Genomic DNA, 17398 nt, shown 5'->3' with positions numbered 1-17398 from the left:
AACACAACAAACACCAAACGGCATCCGCGGTTTTCTTCACATGGGAAACGGCCCCACTTGAGGCCAGAAAACAGAACCGCTTTCCGAACCTTTGGGGTGACAAGAAGAAACATTACGGGTATGTTTCCCCCGAACCAAATAAGCGGTACTTCCCGGGCGTGTCGCCCGGCCGGACGGTACACAACGGGTGCCTCGAAGCCGCTCATCGAAAGCGTCTGTGCACCCGCGCCAAGCGCCGGAAACCAGAAAAGCCCCCGCCGAGGCGGGGGCTTTTGGGTGGTGCGCCCGGAGGGATTCGAACCCCCGGCCTTCTAATCCGTAGTCAGACGCTCTATCCAGCTGAGCTACGGGCGCAAATTCACACAAGAGAAAACATTACCATATGGCGGGGGTCGCTGAGTGCGCAGCGACCCCCGAGCACGGGAACGGCGGGGTCACGAGCCTACTGGGCCGCGTAACCGCCGTCGACGAGGTGGTAGCTTCCCGTGATGAACGAGGCAGCATCACTCGCGAGGAATGCGACGAGTGCAGCCACTTCTTCTGGCTCCCCGAGGCGCCCGAGCGCGTGCTTGGCCGCCAGGTACGACTGCGCGTCATCGGTCAGATTCTGGTCGACCAGCGGGGTGTGAATGAAGCCGGGGCCGACAGCGTTGGTGCGAACCTTCTGTGCGCCGTACTCGAGCGCGGCATTCTTGGTGAGACCCACGAGACCGTGCTTGGCCGTGACGTATGCCGATGACTGCGCAATACCGACACTGCCGAGAACCGACGCCATGTTGATGATCGAACCGCCGCCATTGGCCGCGATGGCCGGCAGCTGAAACTTGAGGCCGTAGAACACAGCGTTCAGGTTCACCTCGATGACCTTTCGCCAGCTGTCGATCGAATAGTCGCCGATGGGTGCCGCCTGGCCGCCGATGCCGGCATTGTTGACTGCGATGCGCAGCGGTGCGAGAGCATTGGCTGCGGCAATGCTCGCCTCGGCGAAGGCGGGGTCAGACACATCGCCCACGAAGATCTCGGCGGTACCACCGGATGCCCTGATTTCGTCGACCACACCCTGGGCCCCTTCCGGCTTGAGGTCGGCAACCAGCACAGACGCCCCGCTTCGGGCGAGTTCGAGTGCAATGGCGCGCCCGATGCCCGAGCCGCCCCCTGTCACGATCGCTGATCGGTTTGCGACGTCATATGTTGCCATGATGATCGAACTTCCTTTATCTCTGTGAACCAATACCTCCATCCTGCCATCTTTATCCAACAGATGTCGGATAAACTGCGAAAATGGATGCACGACAACGCAGAAGCCGTGAAAAACTCAGCCACGCGATTCTCGATCTGGCCTCCGCCCGGCCGGCCAATGAGGTGCTGGCGTCAGAGGTCGCATCGTACGCCGGAGTGAACCGCAGTACGTTCTACGACCACGCCGCCTCGCCCACCGCCCTGCTCGAAGCTGTATTGAGGGAACAGCTCGACGCGCTTCGCGAGCTGCACCTGTCGGGTGCCGACCCGCAGCACGCCGGTGCGGCCATCGCCGCGGTCACGCGAGCCGTTCTGCTGCACGTCGAGGAGCATTCGGCCGTGTACCTGCTGGGGCTCAGTGAGACCAGCGGCAGCGCGAGTCTGCACCCCATGCTGACGGCGCATTTCGAAGCATCCATTCGCCTGCTGCTCGAGCAGCACACCATTGTCATTGCCGATCACTACGAAAACAGCGCACCCGGGGCGCAGCCGAACCCCCGTGATGACGGGCTGCTGTCACAGATGGCCACCCGAATGATCGCCGACGGCTCGGTGGGGGCGATCACCGCGTGGCTGCGGTCGCCCCAGCCCCACGATGTCGATGCGTTTCTGGGCGCATACCGACAGCTTCTGCCCGAATGGTTTCCGCTGGTTGCCTGACCAAAGGTAAGTCCACGCCGTCAGACGAGAGCTGCGGCCACCGCGGGCGAGACGAACGGCAGCCCGAGTGCCGACGCCACGAGCGCGTTCGTCACCGAACCGTCGTGCACATTGAGGCCGCGGGCAAGAGCAGAGTCTGCCTCGATGGCGGCCTTCCAGCCCCGGTCGGCAAGCGTGAGAACGTAGGGCAGCGTTGCGTTGGTGAGGGCCGTGGTCGAGGTCTCGGGCACCGCCCCCGGCATGTTCGCTACGCAGTAGTAGACACTGTTGTGCACCGCGAAGATGGGGTCGTCGTGCGTGGTGGGGTGCGAGCCCTCGAAACAGCCGCCCTGGTCGATAGCAATGTCGACGAGCACCGAACCCGGTTTCATGGCGGCCACCATCGCATCGGTGACGAGCTTCGGCGCCTGCGCCCCGGGGATGAGTACGGAGCCGATGACAAGGTCGGCCTCGCGCACCTGCGCTGCGATTTCGTAGGCACTCGATGCCCGGGTCTGAATGCGCCCGTCGAACTGGGCTTCGAGCGCGCGCAGCCTCGGCAACGAGAGGTCGATCACCGTGACATCGGCGCCCATGCCGAGCGCGTTCGCTGCCGCGTGCTCGCCCGCCACTCCCCCACCGATGACGACCACCTTCGCCTTGCGTGTTCCCGGCACACCGCCGAGCAGTACGCCGCGACCGCCGGCCGCGCTCATCAGGTGGTACGCGCCCACCTGAACCGAGAGCCGCCCGGCCACCTCGCTCATAGGCGACAGCAGCGGAAGGCTGCGATTGTCGAGCTGAACGGTCTCGTAGGCGATAGCCGTAGTGCCGGAGGCGACGAGCGCATCGGTGCAGGCGCGCGACGCGGCGAGGTGCAGGTAGGTGAAGAGCACCTGGCCCCGGCGCAACCGCCCGTACTCGCTTGCGACGGGCTCTTTGACCTTGAGCAGCAGGTCAGCGCTCATCCAGACCCCGTCTGCGGTGGGCAGAATGGATGCCCCGGCAACCCGATAGTCGTCATCGCTGATGCGCGAACCGACGCCGGCACCCGACTGCACCACGACGTCGTGGCCGCGCCGCACCAGCTCGTGCACACCGGCCGGAGTGATGGCGACGCGCTCTTCGTTGTTCTTGACCTCGGTGGGTATTCCAACTCGCATCTTCGTCTCCGTCTGCTCGCAACACTGCCTGCCGTGCACCAATTCTGCGGAATGCTCGTTTCATGCACGTAAACTCCGAGGCAATTGCGTGAGACTGGGCGATACAGGTGAGATTCTGCGGCCGAGAGGGGCATTTGCCATGGTTGCTTCGAAGAATGTGCGGGCTCGAGGGCCCGTCGACCCGCTCGACGAGGTCGACGCGCGCATCGTCGAGTTGCTCAGAGAGAACGCCCGCATGCCCAACAGCAGGCTCGCCGAGCTCGTGGGCATCGCGCAGTCGACGTGCATCACACGGGTACGGGCGCTCGAGCAGCGCGGGGTCATCACGGGGTACAGCGCCCACACGTCGCCCGCCGCGCTGGGGCTGAGCCTGCAGGCGCTCATCAGTGTGAGCATCAAGTCGGGTGCCCGGCACAGCATCGCGCTGTTCGGCGATGAGATTCGCGGGCTCACCGAGGTGGTGCAGCTGTTCTTTCTCGGCGGGTCAGAAGACTTCGTCATCCACGTGGCCACGCGCGACAGCGATCACCTGCGGGAATTCGTGGTGTCGAACCTGTCGGCGCACCCGTCGGTGGCGGCCACGCGCACGAGCATCGTGTTCGAGCACGTCGTGAACTGACGCCGACCCACGGCCGACGAGCGCCGTACAGATGACGAGCGCTATGCATATGTAGACACTGTTCACTATGCTGTGTGTGAACAAGGAGGTTCACGATGCCGATCGTGCGCGACTACCCGGAGGGTGCGCCCTGCTGGGCCGATCTCATGACGACCGATTCCGAAGGGGCCCGTGCGTTCTACGGTGGTCTCTTCGGTTGGGGGTTCGACGGGTATCCGATGCCGATGGGCGACAGCTCGGCGATGTACTACATGTCGACGGTGAACGGCAGGAACGTGGCGGGGCTGATGCAGCTGGCCGACGAGCAGGCGGGGTCGGGCATCCGGCCGGCCTGGAACACCTACTTCGCGGTGAGCGATGCCGATGCCGCCGCGGCCCGGGTGAGTGACGGAGGCGGAACGCTGCTCTACCCCGTCGATGAGATTCCGGGGTCGGGGCGCATGGCGATGGCGGTCGACCCGCTCGGGGCCCGGTTCGGGCTGTGGCAGGAGACAGGGCACATCGGGTCGGGCATCGTTGCCGAACCGGGTGCCATCGTATGGAACGAGTTGTGGGTGCCCGACTCCGCATCAGCAGCTCCCTTCTATGAGTCTGTACTCGGAGTCGAAGCGAAGCCCACCGAGGTGGAGGGGGCAGGTGACTACACCGAACTCTTCGTGGCCGGCACCAGCAGTGCGGGGGTGATGGCGAAGTTCGACGCCGAGCTGCCGAACGCGTGGGTGCTGTATTTCGAGGTCGCCGACGTCGATTCGGCGCTCGCACGGGCGGTTGACCTGGGTGCCGGCGTGATGGCACCGGCGTTCGATGTGGGCGGGGTGGGGCGCGTGGCCGGGCTGACCGACCCGCAGGGTGCGCTGTTCTTCGTGATGACGCCCGCTCGATAGCGCGGCCGGGCGCCGCGAGGCGCGCCGATCGGCCGGGAGGTATAGCGTGAGGGCATGGCACAGTTGCTGCACCTCGACTCATCGGCCGACGTTGAACGGTCACGCTCCCGGGCCCTCGGCCGAACATTCGTGGAGGCGTGGCTGGCGGCCGATACGGCCAACACGGTGGTGCACCGCGATCTGCACCTCGACCCGCTACCGCACCTGCCCGATGCTGCGCTGCACTGGCCGCCGAGGCTGCGACCGGCCTACGCGAACCCCTCTGCCGAGGCCGAAGCACTGCAGGCCGAGCTGATCGGCGAACTCACGGCGGCCGACGTGCTGCTCGTGGGGGCTCCGCTCTACAACTACTCGGTGCCGTCGAGCCTGAAGGCGTGGATCGACTACATCCACGTACCGGCCGTCACTGCTCCGTTCGATGTACCCACTCAGCCGATGGCCGGGCGCCCGGCGGTGCTGCTGACGAGCCGCGGTGCATCGTACGATGCCGGCACGCCGACCGCCGACTGGGATCACGAGGTGCCGGCGCTGAAACTCATTCTCGGCACGGCCCTCGGCATGGAGATCACGGTCATCACGACGAGTCTGACGCTCGCCGACGCTGTCGAGGCTCTTGCCCCGCAGCTCGAACGCAGCGAGCGGGAGTTCGCCGAAGCCTCGAGCGCCGCCGCCGAAGCAGGGTCGCGACTCGGCCGCAGCACCAGCAACAACACCGACAACTAGCCGGTCGTGGCGAACGAGATCGCGCCAGCCGAGGTCGCGGCCGAGCGGGTGACCCTCGAGCAGGTGGTCGCCGATGCGCGCCGGCTGGCCGAGAGCGGCCGTCGGTGCATCCTCGGGTTCGCCGGAGCGCCGGGTGCGGGCAAGTCGACGGCGGCCGAACACGTGGTCGAGTCGCTGGGGTCGGGTCTGGCCGCGCTGGTTCCGATGGACGGCTTTCACCTCGCCAACGACGTACTGGCCACCCTCGGGCGTCGGGCGCGAAAGGGAGCGCCCGACACGTTCGACGCTGCCGGGTACGCGGCACTGCTGCAGCGCATCCGGAGCCAGAGCACGCCCGGCGACGACGCGGTGGTCTATGCGCCGCGCTTCGACCGTGGGCTCGACGAGTCGATCGGCTCGGCGCTGGCAGTGCTGCCCGAGGTGCCGCTGATCGTCACCGAAGGCAACTACCTACTGCTCGAGAGCGGGGCCTGGCCGGCGGCTCGCGCGTTCATCGACGAGGTGTGGTTCATCGAGGCGCCCGAGATCGTGCGGCGCGAGCGCCTGATTCGCCGCCACGAGTCGTTCGGCACGTCGGCCGAGGATGCCCGCAGCTGGGCCCTCGGGCCCGACGAGCAGAACGCAACCCTCGTGGCGGCCAGCGCCCCCCGCGCCGACCGCCGGCTGATCATCGTCTGATCAGCGCCAGATCACTGTCTGAGTCGGGGCTCAGGCGGGCTTCGCCTCGAGCCACGCCCGCAGCACCCCGGGCCGGTTGGTGATGATCGCGTCGACCCCCGCCTCCACCGCGCGGACCCAGTGCTCGGGCTCGTCGAGAGTCCACGGGGTGACCGTGAACCCGGCTGAGTGCAGTACGTCGGCGAGCTGTGGATGCTCGGCCAGCAGTACTCCGTAGGGGTTGCAGCCCTCGGCACCCACCTCGCGCAGCACCTCCACGAGCCGCTCGATGCGCGCATCGACACCATCGACACCATCGACACCGTCGGCAGCGGGCAGCTCGAACACCAGCGCCTCGACCCGAAAGTCGGGGCCGGCGGCACGCAGCGCGCGCACGGTGCCGAGGTCGAAGCTCTGCACCACCGCACGACCGGCGACACCCGAGGCGCGCAGCTGGGCGAGAACGGGTGCGACGGAGAGCTCGCTCCACGGCCCCTTGAATTCGAGCAGCCAGCCCATGCCGGGAGCGCCGACGGCCCACTCGATGAGCGCGTCGAGGGTGGGCACGCGGGTACCCGCGAAAGCGGGGGCGAACCACGAACCTGCGTCGGCGGCAAGCACCGCACGGGCATCCAGCTCGCCGACCGCCCCGACCGAATCGGTGGTTCGATCGAGGAGGTCGTCGTGGATGACGACCACCACACCGTCGGCGGTCAGCTGCAGGTCGACCTCGATGGCGTCGGCGCCCGCTTGGAGCGCCGCGTCGAACGAAGGCACGGTGTTCTCTGGCGCCTCAGACGAGTCGCCCCGGTGCGCGATGACGCGGGTCGCGATCACAGGTAGGGCTTCACGTTCTGGTCGTATGAGGTCGAGATGTCGGCCGAGGCCTTCGGAAACACGTCTTCGGCCTTCGAGTTCTGCAGCATGATCTGCTCGAGCGCAGTGGTGAGGTACTTGTCGCCCGACGGCACGAACGAGCGCGCCCAGTCTTGCGAGCGCGCGTTCTTCAACTGGTCGACAGCCGTGCGGAACTGCGGCTTCTTCGCGTAGATCGCCGTCATCGTGGCCCCATCCATTGCCGAGGTGCGCACGGGCATGTACCCGGTCGCCGCCGAGAACGTGGCCGTCTGCTCGGCGTCGGTCAAGTATTTCAGAAACATGCCGGCGGCCAACTGCTGCTCGGGCGACTTCGATGAGGCGATCGCCATGCCCGTGCCACCCGTGGGCGTGAAGGCACCCTTCGGCCCGGCCGGCAGAAAGCCGGTTCCCACCTCGAACTTGGCCGACGCGAGGATGCCCGTGAGCGACCCCGTCGACGCAACGGTGCAGGCGCTGAGGCCCGCCCCGAAGTCGGCCGTCGAATCGGTGGCCGAGACGGCGGCGCTCTTGTCGTCGTTGATGATGCGGCGCAGGTAGTTACCCGCCTCGAGGGTCTCGGGCTGGTCGAGCTTCATGCTCCAGTCGCTCGAGTACGCGCCGCCCTTGCCCCACATGATGTTGCAGAACCACCAGGCGGCCCACGACGTGCCCTTGCCGATTCCGAGCGGTGCCGCGCCGTTCATGACGGCACTGAGCTTTGGTGCCCACTGGTCGAACTCGTCCCAGGTGGCGGGTGCGCGGTCGGGCAGGCCAGCCGCACTCCAGAGCGTCTTGTTGTAGTAGAAGAGCGGCGTCGAGCGCGCGTATGGCATGGCCCAGTGGCTGTCGGCGTATTTGTAGTCGTCGTAGAGGGTGGTGTTGAAGTCGGCGGTGTTCGCGTTCAGGTGTGAGGCCAGCCCGTCGAGCGGAATGATCTGCTGGTTGATCATGTAGCGGAACCACCACACATCACTCGCACCCACGAGGTCGGGAACACTGTCGGTGCCGGCCGCGGCCTGAAACTTCTGGGCAATCTCGTCGTAGTTCGCACCGGCTGTGACCATGTTCACCGTGATGCCGGGGTTCGCTGCCTGAAAGCCGTTGATCATGGCCTGCTCGGTGGCCATCGAGGCACCCGGGTGGTTGGTCCACCAGGTGATCGAGGAGGCGGGCTTGATGCCCGTCCAGTCTTGCGCGGGGGCGGTGGATGCGGCGGCCTGGCCGGCATCGCCGACCGACGGGCCCGCACACGCGGCGAGCAGTGCAGTGCCGCCGAGCGCGGCGGAGAGGGTGAGCAGGTTTCGGCGGGTGAGAGTGGAGGAGAAGACGGTCGAACGCGGATTCATTGCAGCATCTTTCTGTGGGGGTGAGCGATGGGGCGAGGGTCGAAACGGCTAGAGGTCATCCGGTGACCGCGCCGGCGGTGAGGCCGGCCACGATCTTCTTCTGCATGACGAAGAACACGATGAGGATCGGCAGCGTGACGAGCACGGTGCCCGCCATCAGAACGCCCCAGTTCGTGACGCCGTCGGTGTTCTGCAGCAGGGTGAGCCCGATGGGCAGCGTCATCATGTTGGGGCGATCGATGACCAGCAGCGGCCAGAGGTACTCGTTCCACTCGGTGACCACCGAGACCAGCGCGACGGCCGCGATCGTGGGCGTCGACATGGGCACGACGAAAGCCCAGAGGCGACGCCAGTGCCCGGCGCCGTCGAGCGCGGCGGCCTCGAGCACGGAGATGGGCAGCGAGAGAAAGTGTTGGCGAAAGAGGAAGGTACCGAACGCGCTCGCCAGCCCCGGCACGATGATGCCCTGGTAGGTGTTCAGCCAGCCGAGGCTCGCCACGAGCGTGTAGTTGGGAATGATGACGATCTGCTGCGGAACCAGCAGCGCGAAGATCACCAGACCGAAGAAGAACTTGCGAAACGGTACTTCGACGAAGACGAGAGCGTACGCGGTCATCAGCCCGAGCACGATCTTGATTCCGGCACCGAACACCGTCGTGATGAGGGAGTTCAGAAAGAAGCTTCCGAACGGAACGGCGTCGGCAGCGGCCTGGTAGTTGGCCCCGCCGAACGACGAGGGCAGCCACTGGATGGGCAGGGAGTAGATCTCGTCTTGGCCCTTGAAGCTGGCCAGCAGCATCCAGAGCAGAGGCAAGACCATCACGGCGACGGCGATGGCCAGTGCGATGTAGCCGCCGATGGGCAGGCGAAAACGGGTCATGCGTAGTGAACCTTTCGTTCGACGAAGCGCATCTGAACGAGCGTGACGATCAGCAGCACGACGAAGAGAATGGTGGCCACGGCAGACGAGTACCCGGCGCGACCGGCGACGAAGCCCTCGCGGTAGATCTCGTACATCATCGTGGTGGTGCCCTCGAGCGGGCCGCCCTTGGTCATCGCCTGAATGATGTCGAAGCTCTGCAGCGAGCTGAGCAGAGTGGTCACGCTCAAGAAGAACGTGGTGGGGCCGAGCAGCGGCAGAATCACCCGGCGGAACGTGCGCACCGGGCCCGCGCCGTCGAGCGACGCGGCCTCGAGCAGGTCTTTCGGAATCGCCTGCAGGCCAGCCAGGTAGATAAGGGCGATGTAGCCCACGTTCTTCCAGAGCTGCACGATGATGACCATGACGAGAGCCCACTGCGGATCGTTGTACCAGGCCGGCGAGGGCAGACCAACGAAGCCGAGCACAGCGGCCACGATGCCGAAGTTGGGGTCGAAGACGAACAACCAGAGCAACCCCACGGCCACGCCCGAGAGCACGTAGGGCGCCACGACGATGGTGCGGGCCGGGCCGATGAGCTTCAGGCGACGGTTCAGAAGCACGGCGAGCGAGAGGCCGAGCACCATTCCGCCGCCCACCGTGGCGAGGGTGAAGACCACGGTCACGCCCACCACGTGCGGGGTCTGGGAGTCGGTCAGCCAGTCGGTGTAGTTACGGAGGCCGACCGAGATGGCGCGCGACGAACCGATGTTCCACTGCAGGGTCGAATAGTAGAACGACTGCAGCAGCGGCTTGTAGGTGAACGCGATGAGCAGCAGGATGTTCGGGCCGGCCAGGGCCGCGAACATCAGCCAGTTGCGGGCCATTCTGCCCCGCCGGCGCGTCGCTGTCGACGTCATTTCGAACCACCTTCGCTGTTGATTTCGTTAGCGATGGTAGGTGCTGAAATGGTCGGAAAACGGCGAAAAACTCGTCGTCGGAAGTCACGTCGGGCTCCCGAAACCCACTGTTCACCGGCGGGCGGAAGACTTCACGGGAAGGTCAGCCCCCGGTCACCCGAACAGCGAGATCTCCCCGTTCGGGGGTGATACTCTGCGGCGCTCAGCGGTGGCTGAGCCGGCGGGCGACCGCGCTGCCGATCGACTGGATGAGCTGCACGATGACCACGAGCAACACGATGGTCGTGATGAGATACGCCGTGTCGAAACGCTGGTAACCGTAGCGAAACGCGATGTCGCCGATGCCTCCGCCGCCGATGATGCCGGCCATCGCCGAGTAGTTCAGCAACGAGATCACCGAGGTCGAGAGCCCCAGAACGATGCCGGGCCGGGCCTCGGGCACGAGTACCTTCCAGACGATGGTGCCACGGGTCGCACCGAGCGACTTTGCCGCCTCGATGAGCCCGCCGTCGACCTCGCGGAGCGCGATCTCGACAAGTCTGGCGAAGAACGGGATGGCGGCGACGGTCAACGGCACCACTGCGGCGACAGGCCCGATCGACGTGCCCACCACCAACCGGGTGAACGGAATCAGTGCCACCATCAGGATGATGAACGGCAGCGAGCGCCCCACGTTCACGACGAAGCCGAGCACCGCGTGCAGCCCCGCCCCGAACCGGCGCGAGCCGAAGGGCGCCTCGAAGATTCCACCGCGGTCGGTGGTCACGAGCAGAACGCCCACGGGCAGGCCGACGACGATGGTCAGAACCAGCGCCATACCGATCATCTGAAAGGTCTGGCCGAGCGCGAGCCAGAGAACGGGAATCATCACATGCCAGTCGAAGGTCATCGAACCACTCCGCTCGAAGCGTCGGGCATCACGTCGTCGAGCACTTCGACGAACAGCCCGCTGTCACGCAGCCGGGCGATGGGGGCCTCATTGGATGCCCGGTCTCCCGGCAGCTCGAGCCGCATGCGCCCCACGCGGTGGTCGCCCACGTTCTCGACCGCGGCCCCCAGAATGTTGACATCGATACCGAACTCGCGCGACAGCGTCGCCACGATCGGCCGCTCGGCGAGCTCACCCGCGTACATCATCTCGACGATGGTGTGGCCCGGCGAGCCGTGGCTCTCGCCCAGCGGAAACAGTGCGTGCGAGATCTTCGACTTCGGAGTGTTGAGGAGGTCGATGACGGTTCCGTTCTCGACAATGCGGCCGTCGTCAATGAGGGCGGCCGAGTCGCAGATCTTCTTCACGACCTCCATCTCGTGCGTGATCAGCAGAATCGTGAGACCGAGCTTTCGATTCAGGTCTTTCAACAGCTGAAGAATCGAGTCGGTGGTCTGCGGGTCGAGCGAACTCGTGGCCTCGTCTGACAGCAGCACCTTCGGGTTGCCGGCCAGCGCGCGGGCGATACCCACACGCTGTTTCTGGCCACCCGAGAGCTCTGACGGGTACGCGGATGCCCGGTCTGAAAGCCCCACGAGCTCGAGGATCTCTGTGACGCGAGCCTCGCGCTCAGCCTTCTTCAGCCCCATGATCTCGAGCCCGAACTGAACATTCTCGCGAACCGTGCGGCTCGACAGCAGGTTGAAGTGCTGGAAGATCATGCCGATGCCCTGGCGGGCGGTTCGGAGTTCGCCATCGGAGAGCTGCGTGAGATTCTGGCCCGCCACCGTTATCGTGCCGGCGGTGGGTCGCTCGAGCAGGTTGACGCAGCGGATGAGCGTCGACTTGCCGGCGCCGCTCGCGCCGACGACACCGAAGATCTCCCCCTCCTCGACGTGTAAGTCGATTCCGCGGAGGGCGTGCACATCAGAGCCGCGGGAGTTCGCCCGGGGGTAGCTCTTCTGCAGGTTCGTGATGGTGATCATGGAGTCGGTTACTGGGCAGCGCCGCTGGCCGGGATGACCAGGCCTTTGTACTGTGCAGTGATCCAGTCCTGGGTCTGCTTCGAGGTGAGCAGCGCATACAGCTTCTAGATCGCGGCGTTGTTCTCGTTGCCCGACTTCACGGCCAGGAGGTTCGTGTACGGGGTTCCTGTGACGTCTTCTTTGTAGATCTGCTGTTCGCTGGTGAGCCCGGCGGGCAGCGCGTACGTGAGGTTGACGATACCGGCCTTCACGTCGTCGAGCGCACGGGGAAGGGTCGCAGCATCCAGTTCCTGGAACTGCAGGTTCTTGGGGTTCGTAGCGATGTCGGCGGGGCCGGCGGCATTGGGGTTCAGCGTGATGAGCCCGGCCTTCTCGAGCAGCAGCAGCGCGCGGCGCTCGTTCGTCACGTCAGACGGAATGCTGATCGTGTCGCCGCTCGCGATCGCGTCGAGCGAGGTGATCTTCTTCGAGTACAGAGCGAGGGGCGGGAAGTACACCTTGCCCACCGGCACGATGTGGGTGCCGTGGTCTTTGTTGAACTGGTTCAGAAACGGCAGGTGCTGGTAGAGGTTCGCGTCGAGTGAGCCGTCTTCGAGCGAGGTGTCGGGGGTGATGTACTCAGAGAACTCGCTGACCTGAAGGTCGAGGCCCGCGGCAGCGGCCTGTGACGACTCGACGTAGTTCAGAATGTCGGTGGCGGGGAAGGAGGCACCGACTTTCAGCGTGGTGACACCCGAGGCGTTGGTCTCGGGTGCTGAGGCGGTCGCCGTACCGGCGCAACCCGCAGCGGTGAACGCGACGGCCGTGGCGATGACGCCGGCGAGCAAGAGTTTCGTGGTGCGCAAGGGAATGCTCCTTATGGGGGCAGGGCTGGGCTGGTGAGGTGCGGGAAGGGGTGCGGCAGCGCTGCAGAACTGACGCGGCTGTGACGCATCGGCGGCGAAGTGCTCGCTTTTCGAGAGTAGAAGAGCGGGCCGCGAGCGCCAAAGTATGTTGCGTCAAGCTACGTCGCGTTACGTTCAGCCGGCCATCGGGAGAAGAATTGGGCCAGCAGAAGCACTGACGCCCGCGAGATCGGCCGGTACCCGCTGCACGCTACGCTGCCGAACCCTCGGTCTATCGTTGAATCACCGCACAAACGCCACGACCGCCGCTCAGAAAGCACCACTGTGAAGCCCCTGCATTTCGCCGCCTTCGTCATGAACACCAACTCGCACATTCAACACGGGCTCTGGCGGCACCCCGCTGCACAGCAGGCCGACTTCAACGATGTGCGGCTGTGGATCGACCTCGCCAAGACGCTCGAACGCGGGCACTTCGATGCGATGTTCTTCGCCGACGTGGTGGGGCTGTACGGCCCGGTCAACGGTTCATACGAGGTGAACGCTCGCGAGGGGCTGCAGATACCGTCGAACGATCCGGCCGTGCTGCTGTCGGCGCTCGCGGTGAACACAGAGCACCTCGGGTTGGCGTTCACAAGCGCGGTGCTGCAGGAGCATCCATTCGATTTCGCACGCAAGGTCTCGACGCTCGACCACATTTCGAACGGTCGCATCGGCTGGAACGTGGTGACCAGTTCGCTCGAGAATGCCGCTCGAAACTTCGGGTTCGACCGGCTGATGGAGCACGACGAGCGCTACCGCTGGGCGCAGGAATACATGGATGTCGTCTACAAGCTGTGGGAAGGCTCGTGGGACGACGGCGCGCTGCTGAAAGACAAGGTGAGCGGGGTCTACGCCGATCACACCAAGATTCACAAGATCAACCACGTGGGCGAGTACTACCAGGTCGAGGGGCCGCACCTGCCGTCTCCAACGCTGCAGCGCACGCCGGTCATCTTTCAGGCTGGGTCGTCGCCCGCTGGCCGCGCGTTCGCCGCCCGAAACGCCGAGGCGCAGTTCATTCTCGCGCCCACCCCCGAGATCGCCCGCACGACCATCGACGAGACCCGGGCGCTCGTGGTCGAGGGCGGCAGGCGACCGGATGACCTGCAGTTCTTCCAGGGCCTCACCTTCGTCATCGGCAGCACAGAAGAAGAAGCCAAGCGCAACGAAGCCGAGATCGACGAATACATCTCCACCGACGGATTTCTCGCGCACATCAACCTCGGCCTCGATCAGGCCACGGGCACGCCGCTCGACCCTGACATGCCGCTCAAAGACATCAAGCACGAGGGCGGGCAGTCGCACACGGCGTGGCTGCGTGCGACGATGACCGACCGCGAGCCCACCATTCGTGATCTCGCGAAGATCACCGCGCGCATCCGGGGCCGCTTCGTGGGCACACCCGAGCAGATCGCCGACCACCTGGCGGTGTGGCAGCAGGCCGGGGTCGACGGCATCAACGTGATGAACTGGACCATTCCGCAGTCGTACGAGCTGTTCATCGATGAGGTCATGCCGGTGTTGCGGGCCCGGGGGCTCGCCAAGCAGGAGTCGGCGCCCGGCACGCTGCGGCAGAAGCTGTTCGGCCGCGACCAGCTGTCGGAGTCGCACTACGGGCGGCAGTATCGCGGGGCATTCGGCGACCGCTCGTAACGGCCGCGGCCGCGGCCGCCCCGCCCTGCCCTGCCCTGCCCGGCCCGGGTGGCCGCTAGCGGTTCTGCAGGAGCTGCGGCTCGGCGGCGGGGGCGAGCAGGTCGGCGTGGTGCACCGCCGCCACGTTCGGGTGGGCGCGCAGGCGGTAGCGCAGAGCGTTGTCGCCGTAGGTCTCGAGAATGGGGCTGTTGTTCGGGTCGACGGAGAGACCGCGTGCCTCGGCGGCGAGTTCGGGCGTCAACTCGAGGCGCGGCATCAGGCTGTCGAGCGCCGGGTTGAAGAAGAACGGAATCGAGATACGGTCGTTGCCGACGAGCGGCGACATGACGCGGTGCAGGGTCGCCTTGAGGTAACCACCGGTGGCAAGCTCGAGCATCTCGCCGATGTTGACCACGAACGAGCCGGGAACCGAAGGGGCGTCGATCCACTCGCCGCCGTGCTCGACCTGCAGGCCGCCCTTGCCGGGCTCGACCAGCAGCAGAGTCAGAACACCCCCGTCACGGTGTGCGCCCACGCCCTGCTTGGGGTCGGGGTTCGACTCACCGGGATAGCGCACGATCTTGATGAGCGAGAACGGGCGCTCGGCAAAGGCCTCGTCGAAGATGTCGGCCGGCGACCCGAGCGACTCGGCGAGCGAGCGCAGCAGCGTGAGGGCAACCGTGCTGAGCTCGGCGTTCCAGCGATCGACCGCGGTGCGAAACTCGGGCAGGGCGTCGGGCCACAGGTTCGGACCCTCGAGACGCCAGTAGTCGTCGACGCCCGGGCCCGGCTCGACGGCGGGGCGCTCGACACCCACGTCGATCTGCTCACGCCAGTCGATGTCGCCGTGGGTCAGCTCGCCGCCGACGCGGGTGTAGCCACGGAACTGCGGGCTCTTGACATTCTCGATCGAAAGCTTGTCTTCGATGGGAAGCTCGAAGAACTGCCGCGACAGAGCAAGAATCTCGTCGGTCAACTGCTGGGAGACCCCGTGCCCCACCAGATAGAAGAACCCCACCTCGTGCGTGACCTCGCGCAGTTGGGCGCGAAAGGCGGCGGCTTCATCTGCGCCCTTGTCGAGGCGCGAGAGGTCGAGAATCGGAAGGGTTTCAAGGGCAGTCATGAGGTTCCTCAGTCGAAAGGCGAATGCGTGCTTACAGTTCAACGCTAGCGGCGCCGATTTATTGCACCGACTTTGTTACCTGCTCCTCTGACCCCCGCGCTTCCCGCTCCACATCGCATCGTGGATGCGGGGGCGCGGGGGCGCGGAAGGGTGCCGCGAGGGTGGGCATGATGTCGCAGCGGTGCAGAAACAAGACCACGAGGGCGATCACGATGTGGATGGCGCTCAATACATAGCGGCCCGTTGTGTCGGTGACGACGAACTGCACGGCGAACAGGGCCACCAGCGCCACAGCAGACCAGCGGTGAAACCGCAGCGCCACGATGATGGCCACGCCCATCACGGTCTGGCTCGCGGTGAGCACGAACTCCTCGACCTGGCGCGGGTCGAGCGCGAGGTCGGTGCCGCCACCACCGAAGAAGTGGGCGATGGGCAGGGAGCCCACCAGCAGGGTCCACTGGTTGATCTTCGAGGCGATGAGCGTGCCGATGGCGGCCGCGCCCATGCCCCGCAGCGCGAACAGCACCGCGATGATGAACTCGGGCGCCTCTGAGGCCAACGGCGCGAGCCACTGCACGAGAAAGTAGCTGTCGATGCCCAGCGAGCTGCCCGAATCGACCAGTGCGGTGGCGAACGGCTCAGCCGAAGTCAGGATGATCGCGGCCGACACCACGAACATGCTGATCACCGCGGCGCGACGCCGGGTGGTCGGCATTTCTGCGATGTGCCGGGCCGTGCCGACGAACTCCTCTTCGGCACCATCGCCCTGCGCGCGGCCGGCCTTCCAGAGGTAGCCGACGAAGATGGCGATCAGCACGAAACCGAACCACATGGCGATCTGGCCCATCACGGGAATCACGAAGGCAAGGATGGCGACGATGGCGAGAATGCCGATGTCCATGCGGCTGGAGCCAGGCAGGGTGAGCACGCGGGTCAACGATGTGCCCTGTTCACCGCGGGCTTGTGCGGTACGCCGGGCAACAAAGAGGGCGACGAAGACCACCAACGGCCATCCGAAACCCAGCAGCAGACGGTTCGATCCGGTCATGTTGGCCGCCGCGAACTGTTCGTACGCCACGTCGGAGCCGGAGCGGAACGCGTAGTAGAGGTCGACGGCGTACTCGGGCAGCACGGCGATCAGCGCCAGAATGGCGATAGCCAGTGCGCCCGAGATGTCTTTCTGGGCGGCCTCGGCGGCCCACGCGAGCATGAAGCTCGCCGCGACGACGGCCGCACCGAAGACGAAGAGGTCGATGACAGGGTTCGGTGCGAAGCCGGTGAGACGAAAAGCGATCGCCGGGCTGGCAATTGCGAGGCACAGAACGATGCGGCGCAGAAGTGGTGCGGGCACGGTGAATCCTTCGGTCGGGCTGCGGCGCGCACGCCGCAGACGCCGGCCGCAGGAGGGGCCGAAGGTCTCGTTCACCCGTGCGCTGCGCGGGCCAATGCGCCGGGCTGGTCATCGTGACCGCCAGTATGTCGACGCACCGATACGCTGCCAGGTTGTGCGGCAGCGAGCGGGAACTACTCCCCTTCGATGCCTCCACCCTGCCACAGAATTCGGGCCCGATCGATACTTCTGCATAGATACGTGGGAGCGTATTTCGGCGCTAGGTGGGGCGAACTCTGGGGCTCCGGATGCTCAACAGTCGGGTCGCGTGCTGCGACCGTCGCGGCTGCTGTCGCTCGTGCTGTCGAGCCACGTCGCCGACGGGGCGAAAGTGGAGGGCCGCCAGGGTGCGGGAGCAGGAGCGGTCAGGGCGCGGCGGGGGTGGCCCAGGCGTCGCGGGCGGGCCAGTCGGCGAAGGATGCGCGCGGGAGGGAGGCGTCGAACGAGATGCCCGCGGGGCCGAGTGCGCCCTCGGTGAGCGACAACCGTTCGATGCGGGCAACCGAGGTGGAGCTTCCGCGCCGCAACTCGACGATGAGGCAGTGGGT

18 protein-coding genes and 1 tRNA gene are annotated in these 17398 nt (G+C 65.9%); 6 read left to right on the top strand and 13 right to left on the bottom strand.

Features of this window, described 5'->3' with window-relative positions; all coding sequences use genetic code 11:
• Positions 1 to 277: 277 nt before the first annotated feature.
• Positions 278 to 354: transfer RNA gene (locus D4765_RS17405), tRNA-Arg, on the bottom strand.
• Between the two features lie 88 nt (positions 355 to 442).
• Positions 443 to 1198: an SDR family NAD(P)-dependent oxidoreductase gene (locus D4765_RS17400; protein ID WP_136643581.1), complete on the bottom strand. Its 756-nt coding sequence runs from the start codon at positions 1196 to 1198 to the stop codon at positions 443 to 445.
• A gap of 83 nt (positions 1199 to 1281) precedes the next feature.
• Here D4765_RS17400 and D4765_RS17395 point away from each other — a divergent pair, with 83 nt between their 5' ends.
• Positions 1282 to 1899, top strand: a complete 618-nt coding sequence (locus tag D4765_RS17395; protein ID WP_136643580.1) for a TetR/AcrR family transcriptional regulator — start codon at positions 1282 to 1284, stop codon at positions 1897 to 1899.
• 20 nt (positions 1900 to 1919) lie between these two features.
• Here D4765_RS17395 and ald read toward each other — a convergent pair whose 3' ends face one another.
• A complete protein-coding gene (gene ald, locus D4765_RS17390) occupies positions 1920 to 3041 on the bottom strand; it encodes an alanine dehydrogenase (RefSeq protein ID WP_136643579.1) in 1122 nt (373 codons plus the stop codon).
• Between the two features lie 139 nt (positions 3042 to 3180).
• Here ald and D4765_RS17385 point away from each other — a divergent pair, with 139 nt between their 5' ends.
• The 4 genes from D4765_RS17385 (at position 3181) to D4765_RS17370 (ending at position 5945) form a co-directional block, all read left to right on the top strand.
• On the top strand, positions 3181 to 3660 hold the full coding sequence (locus D4765_RS17385) for an Lrp/AsnC family transcriptional regulator (protein ID WP_136643578.1): 480 nt from the start codon (positions 3181 to 3183) through the stop codon (positions 3658 to 3660).
• Between the two features lie 95 nt (positions 3661 to 3755).
• Positions 3756 to 4544 (top strand): VOC family protein, encoded by a 789-nt coding sequence (locus tag D4765_RS17380; RefSeq protein ID WP_136643577.1) that lies wholly within the window; start codon positions 3756 to 3758, stop codon positions 4542 to 4544.
• Positions 4545 to 4598: 54 nt separating this feature from the next.
• Positions 4599 to 5267, top strand: a complete 669-nt coding sequence (locus tag D4765_RS17375) for an FMN-dependent NADH-azoreductase (protein ID WP_136643576.1) — start codon at positions 4599 to 4601, stop codon at positions 5265 to 5267.
• A 6-nt stretch (positions 5268 to 5273) separates the two neighbouring features.
• On the top strand, positions 5274 to 5945 hold the full coding sequence (locus D4765_RS17370; protein WP_237280537.1) for a nucleoside/nucleotide kinase family protein: 672 nt from the start codon (positions 5274 to 5276) through the stop codon (positions 5943 to 5945).
• Between the two features lie 30 nt (positions 5946 to 5975).
• Here D4765_RS17370 and D4765_RS17365 read toward each other — a convergent pair whose 3' ends face one another.
• From D4765_RS17365 to D4765_RS17335, 7 genes are all read right to left on the bottom strand, one after another.
• Positions 5976 to 6761 (bottom strand): glycerophosphodiester phosphodiesterase, encoded by a 786-nt coding sequence (locus D4765_RS17365; RefSeq protein WP_237280536.1) that lies wholly within the window; start codon positions 6759 to 6761, stop codon positions 5976 to 5978.
• Positions 6758 to 8128 (bottom strand): ABC transporter substrate-binding protein, encoded by a 1371-nt coding sequence (locus tag D4765_RS17360; RefSeq protein ID WP_136643574.1) that lies wholly within the window; start codon positions 8126 to 8128, stop codon positions 6758 to 6760. The genes D4765_RS17365 and D4765_RS17360 overlap by 4 nt, the downstream gene beginning before the upstream one ends.
• A gap of 55 nt (positions 8129 to 8183) precedes the next feature.
• A complete protein-coding gene (locus D4765_RS17355) occupies positions 8184 to 9008 on the bottom strand; it encodes a carbohydrate ABC transporter permease (protein WP_136643573.1) in 825 nt (274 codons plus the stop codon).
• The gene (locus D4765_RS17350) at positions 9005 to 9907 is read right to left on the bottom strand and encodes a carbohydrate ABC transporter permease (RefSeq protein WP_136643572.1); all 903 of its coding nucleotides are present in this window, start codon (positions 9905 to 9907) and stop codon (positions 9005 to 9007) included. Before D4765_RS17350 ends, D4765_RS17355 begins: the two co-directional genes overlap by 4 nt.
• A gap of 202 nt (positions 9908 to 10109) precedes the next feature.
• Entirely contained in the window at positions 10110 to 10796 is a 687-nt protein-coding gene (locus tag D4765_RS17345) for a methionine ABC transporter permease (protein WP_237280535.1), read from the bottom strand.
• A complete protein-coding gene (locus D4765_RS17340; RefSeq protein ID WP_136643571.1) occupies positions 10793 to 11821 on the bottom strand; it encodes a methionine ABC transporter ATP-binding protein in 1029 nt (342 codons plus the stop codon). Before D4765_RS17340 ends, D4765_RS17345 begins: the two co-directional genes overlap by 4 nt.
• Positions 11822 to 11925: 104 nt before the next feature.
• Complete coding sequence (locus tag D4765_RS17335; RefSeq protein ID WP_161580487.1) at positions 11926 to 12666, bottom strand: MetQ/NlpA family ABC transporter substrate-binding protein; 741 nt, start codon at positions 12664 to 12666, stop codon at positions 11926 to 11928.
• Between the two features lie 354 nt (positions 12667 to 13020).
• Between D4765_RS17335 and D4765_RS17330 the strand changes: the two genes are divergently transcribed.
• The gene (locus tag D4765_RS17330; RefSeq protein ID WP_136643582.1) at positions 13021 to 14358 is read left to right on the top strand and encodes an LLM class flavin-dependent oxidoreductase; all 1338 of its coding nucleotides are present in this window, start codon (positions 13021 to 13023) and stop codon (positions 14356 to 14358) included.
• A 55-nt stretch (positions 14359 to 14413) separates the two neighbouring features.
• On the opposite strand, the gene D4765_RS17325 is transcribed toward D4765_RS17330, so the two are convergent.
• The 3 genes from D4765_RS17325 to D4765_RS19305 form a co-directional block, all read right to left on the bottom strand.
• A complete protein-coding gene (locus D4765_RS17325) occupies positions 14414 to 15460 on the bottom strand; it encodes an isopenicillin N synthase family dioxygenase (protein WP_136643569.1) in 1047 nt (348 codons plus the stop codon).
• Between the two features lie 58 nt (positions 15461 to 15518).
• Positions 15519 to 16811 carry a sodium:proton exchanger gene (locus tag D4765_RS17320; RefSeq protein ID WP_136643568.1) on the bottom strand — a complete coding sequence of 431 codons (1293 nt, stop codon included), beginning with the start codon at positions 16809 to 16811 and terminating at the stop codon, positions 15519 to 15521.
• A gap of 404 nt (positions 16812 to 17215) precedes the next feature.
• A partial coding sequence (locus D4765_RS19305) for a hypothetical protein (protein WP_161580486.1) occupies positions 17216 to 17398 on the bottom strand: 183 nt, incomplete at its 5' end.

Origin of the sequence: Subtercola vilae, assembly GCF_004923255.1 — a bacterium.
GTDB lineage: Bacteria > Actinomycetota > Actinomycetes > Actinomycetales > Microbacteriaceae > Subtercola > Subtercola vilae.
Note: the sequence above shows the minus strand (reverse complement) of the source record. Positions and strands in the feature narration are given on the sequence as shown.